Annotated in this window: 16 protein-coding genes and 1 other RNA gene; 12 read left to right on the top strand and 5 right to left on the bottom strand. The window is 45.1% G+C overall.

What is annotated here, in order from left to right; genetic code table 11:
* Window positions 1–44: 44 nt before the first annotated feature.
* The 4 genes from Q4549_RS04920 to Q4549_RS04905 all read left to right on the top strand — a co-directional run bounded on the left by Q4549_RS04920 (window position 45) and on the right by Q4549_RS04905 (window position 5,874).
* Complete coding sequence (locus tag Q4549_RS04920; protein ID WP_303548817.1) at window positions 45–3,026, top strand: beta-agarase; 2,982 nt, start codon at window positions 45–47, stop codon at window positions 3,024–3,026.
* A gap of 63 nt (window positions 3,027–3,089) precedes the next feature.
* Window positions 3,090–3,491, top strand: coding sequence for a hypothetical protein (locus tag Q4549_RS04915; protein WP_303509203.1), 402 nt, complete (start codon window positions 3,090–3,092; stop codon window positions 3,489–3,491).
* A 34-nt stretch (window positions 3,492–3,525) separates the two neighbouring features.
* Window positions 3,526–4,377: a transporter substrate-binding domain-containing protein gene (locus Q4549_RS04910; RefSeq protein ID WP_303548819.1), complete on the top strand. Its 852-nt coding sequence runs from the start codon at window positions 3,526–3,528 to the stop codon at window positions 4,375–4,377.
* An 18-nt stretch (window positions 4,378–4,395) separates the two neighbouring features.
* Window positions 4,396–5,874: a methyl-accepting chemotaxis protein gene (locus tag Q4549_RS04905; protein WP_303548822.1), complete on the top strand. Its 1,479-nt coding sequence runs from the start codon at window positions 4,396–4,398 to the stop codon at window positions 5,872–5,874.
* Window positions 5,875–6,198: 324 nt separating this feature from the next.
* On the opposite strand, the gene ssrS is transcribed toward Q4549_RS04905, so the two are convergent.
* A non-coding RNA gene (ssrS, locus tag Q4549_RS04900) (6S RNA) lies at window positions 6,199–6,379 on the bottom strand.
* 47 nt (window positions 6,380–6,426) lie between these two features.
* Window positions 6,427–6,741, bottom strand: coding sequence for a cell division protein ZapA (gene zapA / locus Q4549_RS04895; RefSeq protein WP_303548824.1), 315 nt, complete (start codon window positions 6,739–6,741; stop codon window positions 6,427–6,429).
* Between the two features lie 270 nt (window positions 6,742–7,011).
* Between zapA and Q4549_RS04890 the strand changes: the two genes are divergently transcribed.
* The 5 genes from Q4549_RS04890 to Q4549_RS04870 all read left to right on the top strand — a co-directional run bounded on the left by Q4549_RS04890 (window position 7,012) and on the right by Q4549_RS04870 (window position 12,034).
* On the top strand, window positions 7,012–7,617 hold the full coding sequence (locus Q4549_RS04890; protein WP_303548827.1) for a hypothetical protein: 606 nt from the start codon (window positions 7,012–7,014) through the stop codon (window positions 7,615–7,617).
* A 91-nt stretch (window positions 7,618–7,708) separates the two neighbouring features.
* Window positions 7,709–8,275, top strand: a complete 567-nt coding sequence (locus tag Q4549_RS04885; protein ID WP_303509216.1) for a UPF0149 family protein — start codon at window positions 7,709–7,711, stop codon at window positions 8,273–8,275.
* Between the two features lie 22 nt (window positions 8,276–8,297).
* Entirely contained in the window at window positions 8,298–9,590 is a 1,293-nt protein-coding gene (gene pepP / locus Q4549_RS04880) for a Xaa-Pro aminopeptidase (RefSeq protein ID WP_303548831.1), read from the top strand.
* A gap of 4 nt (window positions 9,591–9,594) precedes the next feature.
* Complete coding sequence (ubiH, locus tag Q4549_RS04875) at window positions 9,595–10,800, top strand: 2-octaprenyl-6-methoxyphenyl hydroxylase (protein WP_303548834.1); 1,206 nt, start codon at window positions 9,595–9,597, stop codon at window positions 10,798–10,800.
* 19 nt (window positions 10,801–10,819) lie between these two features.
* Window positions 10,820–12,034 (top strand): FAD-dependent monooxygenase, encoded by a 1,215-nt coding sequence (locus Q4549_RS04870; RefSeq protein ID WP_303548836.1) that lies wholly within the window; start codon window positions 10,820–10,822, stop codon window positions 12,032–12,034.
* Window positions 12,035–12,059: 25 nt separating this feature from the next.
* Here Q4549_RS04870 and Q4549_RS04865 read toward each other — a convergent pair whose 3' ends face one another.
* Window positions 12,060–13,253: a serine hydrolase domain-containing protein gene (locus Q4549_RS04865; RefSeq protein ID WP_303548839.1), complete on the bottom strand. Its 1,194-nt coding sequence runs from the start codon at window positions 13,251–13,253 to the stop codon at window positions 12,060–12,062.
* A gap of 194 nt (window positions 13,254–13,447) precedes the next feature.
* Between Q4549_RS04865 and Q4549_RS04860 the strand changes: the two genes are divergently transcribed.
* Entirely contained in the window at window positions 13,448–13,855 is a 408-nt protein-coding gene (locus tag Q4549_RS04860) for an XRE family transcriptional regulator (RefSeq protein ID WP_303548841.1), read from the top strand.
* A 126-nt stretch (window positions 13,856–13,981) separates the two neighbouring features.
* Here the strand turns inward: Q4549_RS04860 and Q4549_RS04855 are convergent, their stop codons facing one another.
* Together Q4549_RS04855 and Q4549_RS04850 are read right to left on the bottom strand one after the other, a co-directional pair.
* The gene (locus Q4549_RS04855) at window positions 13,982–14,479 is read right to left on the bottom strand and encodes a GNAT family N-acetyltransferase (RefSeq protein ID WP_303548844.1); all 498 of its coding nucleotides are present in this window, start codon (window positions 14,477–14,479) and stop codon (window positions 13,982–13,984) included.
* Window positions 14,476–15,198 (bottom strand): hypothetical protein, encoded by a 723-nt coding sequence (locus tag Q4549_RS04850; RefSeq protein WP_303548846.1) that lies wholly within the window; start codon window positions 15,196–15,198, stop codon window positions 14,476–14,478. The genes Q4549_RS04855 and Q4549_RS04850 overlap by 4 nt, the downstream gene beginning before the upstream one ends.
* A gap of 776 nt (window positions 15,199–15,974) precedes the next feature.
* Between Q4549_RS04850 and gcvT the strand changes: the two genes are divergently transcribed.
* Together gcvT and gcvH are read left to right on the top strand one after the other, a co-directional pair.
* The gene (gene gcvT, locus Q4549_RS04845; protein WP_303548849.1) at window positions 15,975–17,066 is read left to right on the top strand and encodes a glycine cleavage system aminomethyltransferase GcvT; all 1,092 of its coding nucleotides are present in this window, start codon (window positions 15,975–15,977) and stop codon (window positions 17,064–17,066) included.
* A gap of 78 nt (window positions 17,067–17,144) precedes the next feature.
* The gene (gcvH, locus tag Q4549_RS04840; protein ID WP_303548851.1) at window positions 17,145–17,537 is read left to right on the top strand and encodes a glycine cleavage system protein GcvH; all 393 of its coding nucleotides are present in this window, start codon (window positions 17,145–17,147) and stop codon (window positions 17,535–17,537) included.
* The last annotated feature ends 46 nt before the right edge of the window (window positions 17,538–17,583 follow it).

The raw sequence follows: 17,583 nt of genomic DNA, 5'->3' as shown, positions 1-17,583 counted from the left end.
GTGGGGGAGTGCCCTCTGCTAGGTACAAGGATTGGGCAGGAAATATGAAGATTAAATTGTTAACCGCAGCAATAGCTGCAAGCTTAGCCTTACCGCTAAGTGCTGCAAGTTTGGTGACTTCGTTTGAAGAAGCTGACTACAGCAGCTCAGAAAATAATGCTGAATTTTTAGAAGTGTCTGGAGATGCAACTTCTGAACTTTCAACCGAACAAGCTACCGACGGAGCGCAATCGATAAAAGCGTCTTTCGATGCAGCTTTTAAACCTATGGTTGTTTGGAACTGGGGAAGTTGGAACTGGGGGGCTGAAGATATTATGTCAGTAGATGTTGTTAACCCTAACGACACTGACGTTACCTTCGCTATTAAACTAATTGATAGTGATATTCTTCCTGATTGGGTAGACGAGTCTCAAACCTCATTGGACTACTTTACGGTTTCAGCTAATACCACGCAGACCTTTAGCTTTAACTTAAATGGCGGGAACGAGTTCCAAACTCATGGCGAAAACTTTAGTAAAGATAAAGTTATCGGTGTGCAGTTCATGCTCTCTGAAAGTGATCCTCAAGTGTTGTACTTTGACAACATCATGGTTGATGGCGAAACAGTCACTCCGCCACCAAGTGATGGTGCAGTGAATACGCATACCGCGCCAGTTGCTACTCTAGAACAGATTGCCGACTTCGAAACCATTCCAGATTACTTAACGCCGGACGGTGGGGTAAACGTTTCAACTACCACTGAAATTGTGACAAAAGGCGCTGCTGCGATGGCGGCAGAGTTCACTGCCGGTTGGAACGGTTTAGTGTTTGCAGGTACTTGGAATTGGGCTGAACTAGGTGAGCACACAGCGGTAGCCGTTGATGTAAGCAATATCAGCGATGCCGATATTTGGTTATATTCACGCATCGAAGATGTGAATAGCCAAGGTGAAACAGCAACTCGTGGTACTCGCGTTAAAGCCGGCGAATCGAAAACGATTTTCACAAGCTTGAATGATAACCCTTCGTTATTAACTCAAGAGGAGCGAGTGACAGCGCTTGGCCTGCGTGATATTCCTGCAGACCCAATGAGTGCACAAAATGGTTGGGGAGATTTTGTTGCGCTAGATAAATCTCAAATCACCGCTATTCGTTACTTCATTGGTGAATTAGCATCAGGTGAAACGAGCCAAACACTGGTCTTTGATAACATGCGTGTTATTAAAGATTTAAACCATGCGTCTGCCTATGCTGAAATGTCAGACCCAATGGGTCAAAACAACCTGGTGACATACACAGGTAAAGTGGCCAATAAAGAAGAACTGGCCAAATTAAGCGCTCCAGAACTTGCGGCGCTAGGTGAGTTAACTAATCGCAACCAATACGGTGGTAATACTAACGTATCACCAAGTGTTGATTGTGTATTAGCTACGCCTGCTTCCTTTAACGCCTGTAAAGACGATAGCGGTAACTGGCAGCTGGTTGATCCAGACGGCAATGCGTTTTTCTCAACGGGTGTTGATAATATTCGCTTAGCAGACACTTACACGCTAACTGGCGTATCAAATGAAACGCCTTCTGAGCTTCGTCAATCTATGTTTACCGAAATCCCGAGTGATTACGTAAACGAAAACTACGGCCCAGTTCATAGCGGACCGGTGACCACTGGTCAGGCAGTAAGCTACTACGGAAACAATTTGGTAACTCGCCACGCCGGTGAAGATGTATGGCGTGATATTACTGTTAAACGTATGAAAGATTGGGGTTTCAACACCCTAGGTAACTGGACTGACCCTGCATTTTACGACAATGGCAGCGTGCCATATGTGGCGAATGGTTGGTCTACGTCAGGTGCAGATCGTTTACCCGTTAAACAAATCGGTGACGGTTACTGGGGGCCACTTCCAGATCCTTGGGATGCTAACTTTGCCACCAACGCTGCCACTATGGCTGCAGAGATCAAAGCTCAGGTAGCAGGCAACGAAGGCTACTTGTTAGGTATCTTTGTTGATAATGAAATGAGTTGGGGCAATGTAAATGCTGAGGTCGAAAGTTCACGTTATGAGCAAACACTAGCGGTATTTAATACCGACGGTACGGACGCAGGTACCAGCCCGGCTAAAAATAGCTTCATTTACTTCTTATCAAATGATCGCTACCCAGATGGTATTGCTGACTTGAATGCAGTTTGGGGTACTAGTTACGCCTCGTGGGACGCAATGCGCCCAGCAGAAGAGTTGGTGTATAACTCGGCAATGGCTGCAGACCTTCAGTACTTGTCATGGCAGTTTGCTTTCCAATACTTCAATACGGTGAAAACAGCTTTGAAAGCTGAGTTGCCAAATCACCTGTATTTAGGTTCGCGTTTTGCTGATTGGGGTCGTACACCTGATGTAGTCAGTGCTGCGTCTGCAGTGGTAGATGTAATGAGTTATAACATCTACAAAGACAGCATTTCAGCCACCGATTGGGATGCTGACGCTTTGTCTCAAATCGAGGCTATTGATAAGCCAGTGATTATTGGTGAATTCCATTTCGGCGCACTTGATAGTGGCTCGTTTGCAGAGGGTGTAGTTAATGCAAACTCTCAACAAGACCGTGCTGACAAAATGGTGAACTTTTTTGAATCAGTAAACGCTCACAAAAACTTTGTTGGTGCACATTGGTTCCAATACATCGATTCACCACTAACTGGTCGTGCTTGGGATGGCGAAAACTACAACGTAGGTTTTGTATCTACCACTGATACGCCTTACACCTTAATGACTGATGCCGTGCGTGAGTTTAACTGTGGCATGTATGGTGACGATTGTTCAAGCCTTGGTAATGCAGCAGAAGCCGCATCTAGAGCGGGTGCATTGTATACCGGCACCAATATTGGCGTAAGCCATTCAGGGCCAGACGCACCAGAACCAGGTGAGCCAGTTGATCCACCGATTGACCCACCTACGCCTCCTAGCGATGTAACTGGTGGCGGTGGTAGTGCTGGTTGGTTATCGCTGTTGGGCTTAATGGGTGTGCTAGTACTAAGACGCCGTAAAGTGTAAGACCTGTGCCGCCTCGCAAATTAAGTTGTATTGCAGGCGGCCTTTTTAATTTCAGGAACAAATATGAAGTATCTATATATCGTTCGCGGGCCATTTGGCAGCGGCAAAACGGAGTTTGCTAAAACCATTACCGAAAATGTTGTGTCATGTTGGGATTATTACTCTCAATACGGACAAAACAAATGGAATGAAGAGTTAAAACCCCATGCTGATGAATACTGCCGAAGTAGCGTATCGGAATTTATGGAGCAGGGTGCGAATACGATTGCGGTAACCAACTCATTCTCTAAATCTAGTGACTTAGATTTTTATATAGAGGCCGCCAAGCAGCATCAATACAAAGTCTTCACTTTGGTAATGGAAAACCAAAATAGCGAAGAATACAAACGTGACGCGCCAGAAGATGTGGTGCTCAAACAAATTATTAATCTTAAAAACAGCGTGGTATTTCACCAAGGTTTTTAGCCGCATGTAATAGCGTTTTGGTAAGAGAATAAGTATGAAAAAACACCCTATTGCCAGTCTATTTTTAATCTGTGGTTTAGTCCTTTCAAACACCGTTTTAGCACAAGTAACTACGCCCATGGTTTTGGGCGAACGTGACCGTTTAGTGATTGATCTGATTAAGCTTTCTTTTGAAAAGAGTAACTATTCGCAAGACATTCAACCGATTGATACCTACTACAGTGAGGCGCGCTTAGTTGAAGAAGTAAAACAAAACCAAGTTAGCGTTATTTGGGCGGGCGCATCAAATGCCATGCAGCAACAACTTAAACCCATCAAAATTCCTATTTTTAAGGGCTTGTTAGGTCACCGGGTATTTGTGATTGAACAAAGCAATCAAGCGGCCTTTGAAGGAGTATCGAGCCTAGAAAGCCTAAAGCGCTTAAAAGCTGGTTTAGGGCGTTTTTGGGGGGATACAGAGATTTTGGAAAATGCGGGCCTTGAAGTGGTAAAGCCAGTTAAAGCCCAGAGTTTATTCCATATGGTAGATGGTGGCCGCTTTGACTACCTACCTTTAGCGGTTCACGAAGCCTGGGAGGTGGTTGAAACCCAAAGTGAAGTAAACCTAGCCGTAGAAGACAACATTTTATTGATATACCCCATGGCGATGTATCTCTACGTGGACCCTCAAAATCGAGAACTATACGACGCAATTAATAATGGTTTAGAAGCCGCAATAGCAGACGGCAGTTACGACCAACTATTTTATCAATCTCCCCTCATTTCTAACACCTTCAAAACAGCGCGCCTAAATGAGCGCCAAATAATAAAAATAAATAATCCTTTGTTGCCTGCCGACGCGCCTTTGCACCGTAAAGAGCTGTGGTTAGACATTCAAGATAGATAGACATAAGCGAGACTAAACGTGAAAGCAAGTTTAAGTAAATCTCTGATAATTATATTGTTGTTGTTTGGCTTGTTAGGCCTTTTGTTAGGTGGTGGTGTGAGTTACATCAACACTAAAAGCAAATTGGCGAAGGCTTACCAAGTAGAGCAGCAAGCAGTTACCGAAATGGCCAAAGCCGCTCTAATTGAAGCTGTATTTGTGTACGACTTTGAGCAAGCCCAAGCCATTGTAGATGCCCTAGTGCAGTCACCTATTCTTAACGCGGTCACCGTTGTGGATCAACGTGGTAAAGCGATTGCTCAAGCAAGTATTGCCAGCAGTAAGCAAGAGTTTAGACAGTTAGAGCTACAGCGCGGCGAAGACCTGATTGGTAGCTTAAAGCTGCAGTTTGATGACTCTACAGTGGTAGCCACACTAAATAGCGAAATCACCAATGTAATGTTGAATATTATTTTGGTGCTGGCGGTGGTGGTGGGCGCGGTGTTCTTCTACGTAAGAAAACTGGTGGTAATTCCGATTAACGATGTGGCAAATTCTCTGCACCAAATTGCCACCGGCGATGGTGACCTTACCCGCCGTATTCCGGTACACAACAGCAACGAAATTGGCGTATTGAGCGGCAACTTCAATCTGCTCATGGATAACCTATCTAACTTGCTGGTGAGCATTCGTTCGGTGAGCGAGCAGGTGAGCTCGGTGTCTCACTCCTTGAGCTCTTCGTCTAGTGAGTCGCAGCGTGACTCTCTTTCTCAGCAAGACCAAATGGAGCAGGCGGCTACATCGCTACAACAAATGAGCGCCTCAGCTGAAGAGGTGTTTGTTAACGCCGAAAGTACCGCTGAGAAATCGCAAAATGCCAGAGAACGAACCATTGCTGGTGTTGGCTTGGTTGATGAAAACAGCAAACTGATTGCCAAGTTATCTAGCAGCATTAGTGATACCTCGCTGCGCATCGATACGCTGATTGAATCGAGTTCTGCGATTGGCTCTGTGGTGGAGGTGATTCGCAATATTGCCGAGCAAACAAACTTGCTGGCATTGAACGCTGCGATTGAGGCCGCTAGAGCCGGTGAGCAAGGTAGAGGTTTTGCGGTAGTGGCTGATGAGGTCAGGGCGCTGGCTCAGAAGACTCAAGAATCAACCCAAGAGATTGAATCGATAGTGGCAGCCTTACAAGACAATGCCTCAAATGCGGCTAGCTCTATGGGAGCCAGTTTGCAATCGAGCAAAGAAGTAGACGACGCGGCTGAGTCTTTATCTCAAGCCTTAGGGGATATAGCCGAACACATTGAAAATATTAATCAAATGAACACCCATGTAGCGGTAGCCGCTAAGCAACAAAATAGCGTTACCCAAACCATTGCAGAAAACGTAACGGTGTTAAATGGCCTAGCCAGCTCAATTGCCAACAACGCAAAAAGTGTTAACGGGCAAGTGATATCGCTAGAACAGCATAACAATGATTTAGTGGTGAATATCAAACGTTTCAAAGTGTAAATAATCTCGTTCAACATGCCGTAACGTGAGGTGTTTAATACACCTCAGTTACGGCATTTTTGTATCTAGAAACGAGGGACCCCAGCGGCTAACATGCTGCGCCAGCTAGCAAATTTATGAACAACAGGGCAGCCTTTGAGTAGCGTGAAGAAAGGTCTATGGCGCTAGTTGTTGATTTTAGCCCTTGAGCGTTGAAGTTCTTATGGAGAGGGGGAAACGCTTTTGTCTAAAAGTAAAGATGCACCCAGAGTGCCGCTGTTGGTATTAGCTCTTGAATCTTGAGGTTCATATGGAAAGGGGAAAATGCTTTTTTCTAAAAGTAAAGAAGTACCCAGAGTGCCGCTGTTGATTTTAGCCCTTGAACCATGAGGTTCAAGGCGGGAAACAAGTCTCTACCGTAGGCTTCTCAGTCGGGCTGAGCATGCTCAATAGCAAAGAAAAATTACCCTAAAGATACAATTATCGGCTCAGGGACATCACCAACTGGCGAACACCCCAGGAAACTAAACTCTTTATACACTGTAGTAAAACATCGAGACCTGTGCGAGGGCTCTATTCAACATTCCCAGCAGGTTGGCTTTGGTCAAGCAACGCGCGTTCTATGGTGTGTTGAAGATCTACTATTCGCTGATTCATATTATCAGCATAATTCTGGTTTTTAGCTTGTTCACCATGCAGCTCATAAGAGAGATGTAAACCCACCATAATGGCTAAATGCTCGGTGCTGTTTACACTGCTTTTTTGTTTCAGCGTTTCTAAGCGTTGAGATAATTCATCTGCGGCTTGGCGAAGTTTATCTTCTTCACCTTCCGGGCAAGCTACTCGGTAGTTTTTGCCTAACAGTATTATGTCTACGCCCTGCGCCATGGTTCGCCTTAGCTAAACTCTATTACGAACTGAATATATAGCGCAGCGCCTTAACTTGCAACCATTGTTGGGGCGGTATTGTGCAAGCTGCGGCATTAACGAGCAGTTTGTTGTAAAGCTAAGCAAATCTGCGCTATCTGGCTCATAAAACCTGCTTGTCATGCTTGAATATCATAAGTTTATTGTCCACCATAGCGGCCAATAATCACTAGGTTTGTTAAGCTAACTCAGGTTGTAGCGAAGTTTTTACGTAACAGGAAAGAATATTTAATGACGCAAGCAGGCAGTTTTGCCGATGAACGTCGCAGATTTTATCGCATTGTTTATCCAGTGCGCTTGATTCAGCTCCTCATAAAAATGGTCAACACTAAAATTGCCAATGTTGCCCCTCAAGGCCGCCAAAAGTCGGACGTGAAAGATGCCTTTGCAGCGCAGTTCATGCCGATGATGTATTTGGGCGATCACGTTTTTCCTGTATTAGATGTCTCCGAAGGCGGATGCCGTATTCAATGGCGCTCTTCAGCCGAGCCTTTGCCTATTTCTAGTAAGATTTTGATTGGTCGGCTTATCTTTCATCAAGATCTCAGCAAAATTGTTGATTACTTACCTAAAGACGTTCAAGAAGAGTTTGAAGACTTAAGCTTGCTTTACAGCACCGAAGGTTACGAACACCAGTTTGAAGCGCGTATTTGTCGCAAAATTGAAAACAAACGTGACCCTTACCCTCAACTTTGTTTGCAGTTTACTAAGAATACCCATATCTCAGCGCGCTTTATTCGCCAGCAAGAAAGTACTCTGATTAAGCTGTTCCGCGACCAATACATTGAGCGGGTGAGATTGCGCCGCAAACAATTGAAAGACGCCCAGCAAAAATAGCCCTAATGCTCCAGCTAATTGTGTGTTTAACATGGCTGCTAAACTTAAGCAGTGTTAGGATTAGCCCAATTAAAGTAGGTAGGTATTCAACGTGACTAAAATTGCATATCCAGATTACGAAGATCTGGGTGAACTGTTGATCGGTTCTAAAATCCTAGTAAGCCCAGCAGAAGTACACGGTTTATTAAGTGGCTTGTTGGCCGCTGGTTTGCCAAGTGACGGCGATTGGATGGGGCAACTAAACCTGTTAATCAACGACGGCCAAGGCTTACCCGTAGAGATTAAAAATCAGCTTAAAGTACTGATGGAAGCCACCCATAGCGGCATGAGCGATAGCTTATTGGGCTTTCAATTGATGTTGCCTGATGACGAAGTGGTTGTAGAAGAACGCACCGAAGCCCTAGCGCAATGGGTACAAAGCTTTTTAGTAGGCTTTGGTGTAGTGCAAAGCGATTTGAAAAAGCTTGCCGAAGACGTGCAAGAGCTGGTTAAAGACTTTACCGAAATTAGCCAATTATCGTCAGATTTAGATGACGATGAAGAAGAGAATGAACAAGCACTATTCCAAGTAGTGGAGTATGTGCGGATTGGTGCAATTACCATTTTTGCTCACCTCACTGCCAGTGATAGTGACGAACAACAACCTACATTGCACTAATATCACACGCTAAGGAGTTGCTGTGTTTTTATCGCGTCGTCAGCAGTTATTTACTGCTATGTCAGACAACAGTGTTGCGATTTTCTGCGCAGCAGAAGAACAAACCCGTAGTCGTGATACCGAGTTCCCGTTTCGCCAAGATAGCGACTTTTATTACTTCTCAGGTTTTAACGAACCCAAGGCATTGCTATTGCTGATTAAACAAGCCGGCGAAACCCGCACTGTATTGTTTAATCGCAGCAAAGATAAGCTAGCCGAAATTTGGCAAGGCCGCCGTGTAGGTCAAGAACAGGCCGTTGAGAGCTTAGGCATAGACAAAGCTTTAGCGGTTGAAGACCTTGCCGAGCTACTGCATCTAGAACTAGATAGTTTAGATAAAGTGTATTTAGCGCAAGGCCGTTACCCAGCTTACGACCAACTTATATTCTCAGCCATTGAGAGCTTACGCAACGGTTTGCGCCAAGGCTTTAAAGCGCCTAGCCAAATTGAAGATTGGCGACCGATTGTTGACGAGATGCGCCTAATTAAATCTGCCGATGAAGTGGCCTTAATGCGCAAAGCCGGAGAGATATCTGCGGCTGGCCATGTACGTGCCATGCGCGGCAGCAAAGTGGGTATGTTCGAATACCAACTTGAAGCAGAAATTCATCATGAGTTTTTAATGGCGGGAGCCCGTTCTCCCGCTTATGGCACCATTGTTGGCGCAGGAGACAATGCCTGTATTTTGCATTACACCGAAAACCAAAGCGCGATGCAAAATGGCGATTTAGTCTTAATTGACGCTGGCGCAGAATACCAAATGTATGCTGGTGACATTACTCGCACCTTTCCAGTAAACGGCAAGTTTAGCCCCGAACAAGCCAAGTTGTATAACGTAGTGTTGGCTGCCCAAGTGGCGGCGATTGAAATGCTCAAACCCGGCGTTTCTATTTTTGAGGCCAACCAAGTTGTGCTGAACATTATGGTAAGTGGTTTGGTTGAGCTAGGCATTATGCAGGGCGATGTTGCCACTTTAATTGAAGAAGAAGCTTACAAAGAATACTACATGCACGGACTTGGCCATTGGATTGGCTTAGATGTGCATGATGTAGGTGACTACTACGATGTAAAACGCACTCGCCCATTAGCAGAGGGTATGGCCATCACCATTGAGCCTGGTTTATATATTCCGGCTGATGCCGATGTTCCAGCCGCTTATAAAGGCGTGGGGATTCGCATCGAAGATGATGTGGTTATTACCGCCAATGGCTGTGAAGTATTAACTGCCGATGTGCCAAAAACGATCGCCGAGATCGAAGCATTAATGGCGAGTTAGTGTAATGCCGCAATCCAAGCTTGAGCATTTCGACATTGCGATTGTTGGCGCTGGCATGGCTGGTGCCAGCTTAGCTTTAGCACTCAGCAATCAAGAGAGCGGCGTTAAGCCTCTGCGAATAGCAGTGATAGAGGCCGCAGAGCTCAACTTTGGTCAACACCCTGGTTTTGATGGACGAGCCATTGCCTTGTCGGCGGGCTCAGAGCGTTGGCTTAAGCAGCAAAACCTATGGCAATCACTGGCTCCCCATAGCTGCGCTATTGAACATATTCATGTCTCTGATCGTGGCCATTGCGGCTGGACAACCCTCGACGCTGATGAATACCAATTGCGTGCCTTAGGCCAAGTGATAGAGCTTGAACACGCCGGGCGAGAGTTTCATCAACTGTTGGCCGAACGCGAACAAATAACGCTATTTTGCCCGCATAAAGTAAAAAGCATTGAGCAACAACAACAGCAGGTGATTGTTGAGCTGGATAATCAGCAAAGCATCACTGCAAGCTTACTGGTTGGTGCTGACGGTGCCGATTCCTTAGTCGGTAAGAAGATAGGTACTCAGCAGCAACATGATTTTGCTAAGTTTGCATTGATAGCCAATGTGCAAGCAGAGCAAGCGTTAGCTGGTCGTGCCTTTGAGCGTTTTACCGATAATGGCCCATTAGCGTTATTGCCCATGACTAACCAGCGTTGGTCGGTGGTATGGTCGGTTGATGCTGAGCAAGCCAAGCAGCTACAAAACCTTGACGAAGATGCCTTTTTAGCCGAGCTACAGCAGGCTTTTGGTTACCGCGCAGGGCGTTTTGTTGGCGTAGGCGCTCGTGTTACTTACCCACTGGTGCTGCGTTACTACCAGCGTTTCTTTGCCCACCGGATGTTAATTTTAGGCAACGCCGCCCACAGCTTACACCCCATCGCAGGGCAAGGTTTTAACCTAGGTTTGCGCGACGTAGCCGCTTTAGCACCGTTGATTTTAGAACAGTGGCATAAAGAGCAAGATTTAGGCGCACACGCTATGCTCGATGCCTATCAGCAGCAGCGCCAAGCAGATATAGAACGTACCATTTCAATGACCTCAAGCCTCGCCAGCTTATTCGCCAGTAGCGATAAAAGCTCGGTTGTTCCACGTAATGTGGGCTTAATGGCCATGCAACTCTTCCCAAGCTTTAAGTCTTTGTTAGCCAAACAAAGCTTAGGTTTATTCTCTCGTTAATTGGCGTAAAGGCAGGCATATGCAAGCAGTAGACATAGCAATTATTGGTGGTGGAATGGTTGGCTTAGCCTTAGCGAGTGCATTGGCCGACAGCCCCTTGCGTATTGCCATTGTAGAGCCTAAACCCTCACAACAACCTGAGTTAAACCAATACAGTTTGCGGGTGAGCGCGATTAGCTTATCGTCGCAGCAATTTTTAGAATCGTTAGACGTTTGGAGCAGTATTGTTCAGCAGCGTGTTGCGCCTTATAACGACATGCAGGTCTGGGAGCAAGACAGCTTCGCGAACATCCGTTTTCAAGCGGAACAGCTATTAGTACCGAATATTGGCCATATTGTTGAGAACGACATTATTCGCCATGCTCTGTGGCAGCAAGTTAGCCAGCAAAGCAACGTAACGATTGTTGAGCAGGGGGTAGACAAACTACACCGTGGCGATAGCGAATCATGGTTAAGCTTTGCAAATGGTCAAGGTGTAAGTTGTAAACTGCTGGTGGCCGCCGATGGCGCTAACTCTTGGCTGCGTCAGCAATTAGATGTGCCACTCACCTACTGGGATTACCAGCACACTGCCATTGTGGCTAGCATTAAAACCGCCGAGCCGCATCAAGATTGCGCCAGACAAGTGTTTACTCCCGAAGGGCCTTTAGCCTTTTTACCGTTAAGCGATAGCCATACCTGCTCAATTGTTTGGTCGGTATCACCCGACAGAGCGGCAGAGCTACAAGCCATGTCTGAAAGCGAATTTAATAAGCAGCTCACTATGGCCTTTGATAATCGCCTAGGCTTGTGTGAGCGCCTTGGCGATATAGCGGGTTTCCCACTTCGAATGCGTTATGCGCGTGATTTCGCCGGTAAAGGTTATGCCTTAATTGGCGATGCCGCTCATACTATTCACCCCTTAGCGGGACAAGGCGTTAACCTTGGTTTGATGGATGCCGCTGCCTTAGCCCAAGAGCTAATAGCCTTACAGCAAGCGGGCAAAAGCATTGGTGAGTACAACAACCTGCGCCACTTTGAGCGCTGGCGTAAAAGTGAAGCCAGTCAAATGATTGCTTCAATGGAATTTTTTAAGCGTTTGTTTGGTAATACCAACCCCGCACTTAAATTGCTGCGCGGAGTGGGTATGAGCTTGGTGGATAAAGCCGAACCTCTTAAGCAACAAGCGATGCGTCGAGCTTTAGGGTTAGCCGGAGATTTACCCACTCGAGCATCGCTGAATAAAGCTAGCTAACTTAACAGCTCAGCTTTAGCTCTGCTTATTGCTGTTTACGCAGTAAGTCGATGATGTCGTAGCTAGCTTGGTAAAGCTTGTTAAAGTGATCGTAAGGGGCTGGTAATTCACTGGCTACGCGGCTGTTTATCGCGATAATAGTACTAGACTCTGGATCTGCCCAGATAAGCTGACCACCCCAACCACTATGACCCACACCGTATTGATTCATGATTGCTGACTTGTAATAACGCGACTCAATGGCGGTCAGTTCGGCCGGTACCACTTCACCGTTTTTACTTGCTTGTTTAATGTCTTGCTTAGCAGCGTCTACATCTTCAATTAACAAGCGGCCATAGCGTGCAAAGTCTAGTGTGGCACTCATCATGGATGCACCAATCATTGGTACGCCTTCAAAATCGGTGCCCATGTACACGGTCTTTTCTCCGCCTATCTCATGCATTAATTCGCGGACTAATTGATCTGCTGGAGTATTGGTAGCGGCTTCAAGAATCAGCATCAAAACATTGGTATTCACGGTGGCGTAATTAGCTTGTTTACCGCTCCATTGGTTACTTGGCCCCATGGCTTCTATTTCACTGGTAAACTGGCGTAGGGTCTGGCGTTGATCGTTACGCTGCAGGCCAATCACACGTTCGTCGTTATCGAACATCTCTAAAGCTTCTGGGTCACCGGTGTATGCGGCTAATTCAGAGATATTATGGTTAACGGCCATATTAGCTACATCAGCTACTGTGCGACCTTTAAAGCCCTTGCCAATATTGGGTAAGTAGTTTTCTACCTTGTCATCTAGCTTAACTTTCTTAGCGTTAAGTGCTCGGCTTAGCAAGATATAACCCATTGATTTAGTGGACGATTGGTTAGAGAAAATGGTTGAGCGATCTGTGTCTCGGTAATGTTCTAGCATTACATCACCGTCTTTGCTCATTACTACAATGCTTGCCACTGCAGGGTGCTTGATTAAACGCTCAACAGATTCAATCTCATGTAAGCCGTAATGACGTTTCTGATGGTCAATCTTAAAACTATCTTGAGCATTTACCGCCAATAAATTGGGAGTAATAGATGGTAGGTTAACTAAACCTTCGGCGCGCTGCTGCTGCCAAGTATCAATGGTTAAGGGCACTTGGTTTGAAGGTGCCGCACTTATATTGGCTGAGCTTAATAGGGCGGCAGCTACCGCAGCAATAATATGAGTTTTAAATGTTGTGGTTCGCATAATAATTTCACCTTTTGGTTTTAGGGTTGCTTCTCGCCCTTGGGTTTGCTGCACTGTCCTTAAGCGGCATTAACGTGTGTTTAGGTTTCAACACAACCAACTATAAATTAGCTGTAGTTCAAAATATGAAAACTAAAGCATGCTAATTTTCATAATATGAAATATGCTTAATGCTGAGATTAAAGGAGAAATGCATGGCCGAGTTAAATACCCAAGGTTTTGAGTTTTTTGGCGAAGATGAACAGCGTTTTCGAATGATGTTAATCGAGCGGGTAGAGGCCTACATGGTGCACAATCAAATCACCAAAAGCGCCTTGGCCGATAAAGCGGGCATAGGTAAAACCGCCTTTTACAGCAAAATGGATAGAGCTCAAAGTAGCCAATTCACCGTGTCTGATCTATTTAGAATGGGCAAAGTGCTAGATGTGAGTATTTTGCAGTTTTTTCCGGTAGACGAGATAGACAGGCAGCAAGGTGGACAAATAGCGGTGCCTGCTAGCGTGCTAAAACTGATGGATGAAATGATGAGCATGCCTTCGCAAGACATAGAACTTTTACATTCGTTAATGCAAACATTAAGGCAACACAAACGGCTGAGTTGAACCTACGGCTACCCCATTATTTTCAATATTCGGGTTCGCGTTGGCTACGCTGAAAAAATTCTAGCTGAAACCTAGGCTGACAATGCTCCATAAATTAGGCTGGCTGCATGGTCTGGGCATTGCTGCTTAACTATCGTTGCGCTGAAACTCCTTTATAGGGCCAGTAAACCCGGCTCTTTTTATCGCTGTTTGCATCCCATAATTGTCTTCACTGGTGTCTATAATAATCCTTCTAGATTGGCTGTTAGCGTTGATGTGGAGCGTTGCAAAAACCAATGCCTGAGTTGCAAGCCCTTGACCGCGCATATTTGGGTGAGTAAATACCGGCCCAATAACCGCATCGGTAACGTCCACAGGGTAGTGTTTGCATCGACCATAAGTAATCACTCCATGGCTATGAAGCGTTTTAGGTGTACCAGAACAATACATCGAACTTCTTTTTAAAGAGATCTTTAACAGAAGTTTAAACAGTTCCTTGCCTGCGCCAAAATGACTACTCAACATTTTGGCATTTTTAATAAATGACCCAAAACTATCAATCATCACCATGTTGCTTTTGAATGAGGTATTGATTTCTGCAGGTGTGACGTTATTGGTATCGAGTGAATATATAAATTGTTTCATTCATTTAGTATCCAGTGAACATGATAAGGCTTGAACATTAATTTCTTTTTAAACCGAGCCAATGTTTCGGATGAATTTACATATGAACCATATACAAAATATTTAACCCCCGAATAGCCTTCGATGCTTCTTTTTGCAATCTCGGTAATCAGTAAAGGTACAATGCCATCACTTTGGTAATCTCTGTGTCCAAAATAATGCGACAGCTCTAATAGCTCTCCCGCAACAATGCAGCCAGCATAAGCGACTAACTTTCTGTTGCTATCAAAAACGCCGAAATAGGGATAGTTATGTGAGCCATTGTTTGGCTTGGGATCGGCGTTGGGCTTGGGTTTTTCATTAACATAATTGGCGTCCATCACTCCTTGACGAATGCTGGTTGAACAGCGAATTTCATAGATGTCATCAAGGTGATCATTGTAGTTAATGGATTCGAAGGAGTAGCCCTTGCGTAATGCTTTTCTTACGTTTCTACGTGCTGAGCTTTCAAGAGAGTTAAAGTATGAGTCGTAATCAGCATCTAATTTACACACTGCGACTCCTCTGGTCATTCGGCCAAATATAGGCATTCTAGGATGCCGTCTTGTTACTTCTTTAAAAAATGAGAGTGTGAATCTGGCATAAAACGGTCCTTCATTCTTTGCCTGATTATATTTTAAGGAGATGTCTAGCTTGGGGGATGTGAATATTAATCCGGTTTTGCTTTTTAGCTTATTCAACGAAATCACTTTAATTCCCTTTAATAATTTCCTTATTTTAAATCTAGTTAATAAACTCGATTTTTATTATTGATCTAAATCATAAAAAGGTGATGTTTATTAAAGGCCTTATAAGCAGGCTGTGCCATCTAAATACCTGCAGTTAAGCAACGCGTTAAATGTGCTCGTTTTCGTTACTATTTTGAACAGTGGCAATATGTTGGTGCGACAGCGTTTGCGAGAGAGAGGCTTTGTATAGTGTGGTCAATATGCCTTTTTAGGCGCTGGCCAGCGTTGTGCTTTTAGATAAGCACTGTGGATCGCAGCGTTGACGGGCAACATGAGGGAATCTTTTCGTGCAGTTGTAACATAAACGTCTGCAGGAGCGTGTTACATAAAACTCTGGTGTTTAAACCTTGCTAGGCTTGTTATTGCTGTACAAGTGATTCACTCAAACGAGTGATTTATTTTTATAGATTTTTTTAATGTGGATTAGTTTAACTAATGATTGCTTGTTTTTCCTTTGCCTTGTGATTAGTGGCTAAAGTCGAATTTCTTGGTCTAAGCTAGCGTAAACACGCGTTGTGTTGTGCGTTTATTGGTGTTTTTTACTGATTTTTGGCTTTGCTAAGCGATTCTTGTCATTGCGCTGTTGAGCAAATGTAAGCGAATTGTATAGCTCATGGATTAGTTCAACTTGTGATTAAGACTTTCTTGTTGTCGGTATCTGGCTATAATTGTTCAGCATTGGCAGAAGGTGATTGTCCTTCGCGCCCTCATAATAAAGGGAACAGCACATGACACAGCAAACTGTACTTCATCAAGCGCACTTAGATGCAGGTGCCAAACTGGTTGATTTTCACGGCTGGGAAATGCCGATTAACTACGGCTCGCAAATTGAAGAACACCACGCTGTTCGCCAAGCTGCGGGCATGTTTGATGTGTCCCACATGACCATTGTTGATGTGCAGGGCGAGCAAGCCCAAGCCTTCCTTCGTAAATTACTGGCTAACGATGTCGCCAAACTTACCGTAAAAGGTAAAGCCCTCTATGGCGGCATGTTAAATCACGAAGGCGGAGTGATTGACGACCTCATTACTTACTTCTTCAGCGAAACAGACTACCGCTTGGTGGTTAACTCTGCTACTCGCGAAAAAGACTTAGCCTGGATTAATCAAGTGGCTGCCGACTACACAGTAAGCATTACCGAGCGCCCAGAGTTGGCAATGATTGCTGTGCAAGGCCCACAAGCTAAAGCGTTAACCGCCAAGGTTATTAACGCCGAGCAAAACACAGCAATTGAAGGCATGAAGCCTTTCTTTGGTGTTCAAGCTGACGATCTATTTATTGCCACTACTGGTTATACCGGCGAACAAGGCTACGAAATTGTAGTTCCTCAAGATAAAGCAGTAGCTCTTTGGAAAGCGCTAGAAGCGCAAGGTGTGCAACCTTGTGGTTTAGGCGCGCGCGATACCCTACGTTTAGAAGCGGGTATGAACCTTTATGGTCAAGATATGGATGAAAGCATTTCACCATTGGCGGCCAACATGGCGTGGACCATTGCATGGGCACCCGAAGACCGCGACTTTATTGGTCGCCAAGCACTCGAGGCACAAAAAGCCGAAGGCACCGATAAGCTGGTGGGTTTAGTTATGGAAACCAAAGGCGTAATGCGCGCCGGCCAAGCGGTTACTGTAGTGAATGAATACGGTGAAGCCCTGCCAGGTATAGTGACCAGCGGCACTTTTTCTCCTACTTTAGGCCAAAGTATTGCGCTAGCGCGTATCGCCAATTGCGATGTAGATGAAGCCTTAGTGGAAATGCGCAAAAAACAGGTTAAAGTGAAAGTAGTAAAACCTGTATTTGTGCGTAATGGCGCCAAAGTGTAAGCCAAAAGAACAGAATTTTATTTGTAGATTTAACTTTAAATTAAAACCTTAAGTAAGAACTTATAGAGGAAAGGAATTATGGCTACTATCCCTGCCGAACTGCGTTATGCCAGTACTCACGAATGGGTACGTTCAGAAGGTGACGGTGTATACACCGTTGGCATTAGCGAGCACGCTCAAGAGCTGCTTGGCGACATGGTGTTTATCGATTTGCCAGACGTAGGCGACGACATTGATGCTGGCGACGATTGCGCAGTAGCAGAATCAGTTAAAGCGGCCTCAGACATCTACGCACCAGTAAGCGGCGAAGTGGTAGAAATTAACGAAGACTTAGAAGATTCACCAGAGTTAGTAAACAGCGATGCTTATGGCGATGGTTGGATGTTTAAAGTAAAAGTGAGCGACGAAGCCGAGCTAGAGAATTTGCTCTCGGCCGAAGATTACGCCGCCACCATCGAAGAAGATGAATAAGCTTTGATGAATAATGCGCTCCGCTGGTCGGGGCGCTTTTTTTATC

It is taken from the genome of Agarivorans sp. 2_MG-2023 (assembly GCF_030548085.1).
Taxonomy (GTDB): domain Bacteria; phylum Pseudomonadota; class Gammaproteobacteria; order Enterobacterales; family Celerinatantimonadaceae; genus Agarivorans.
Note: the sequence above shows the minus strand (reverse complement) of the source record. Positions and strands in the feature narration are given on the sequence as shown.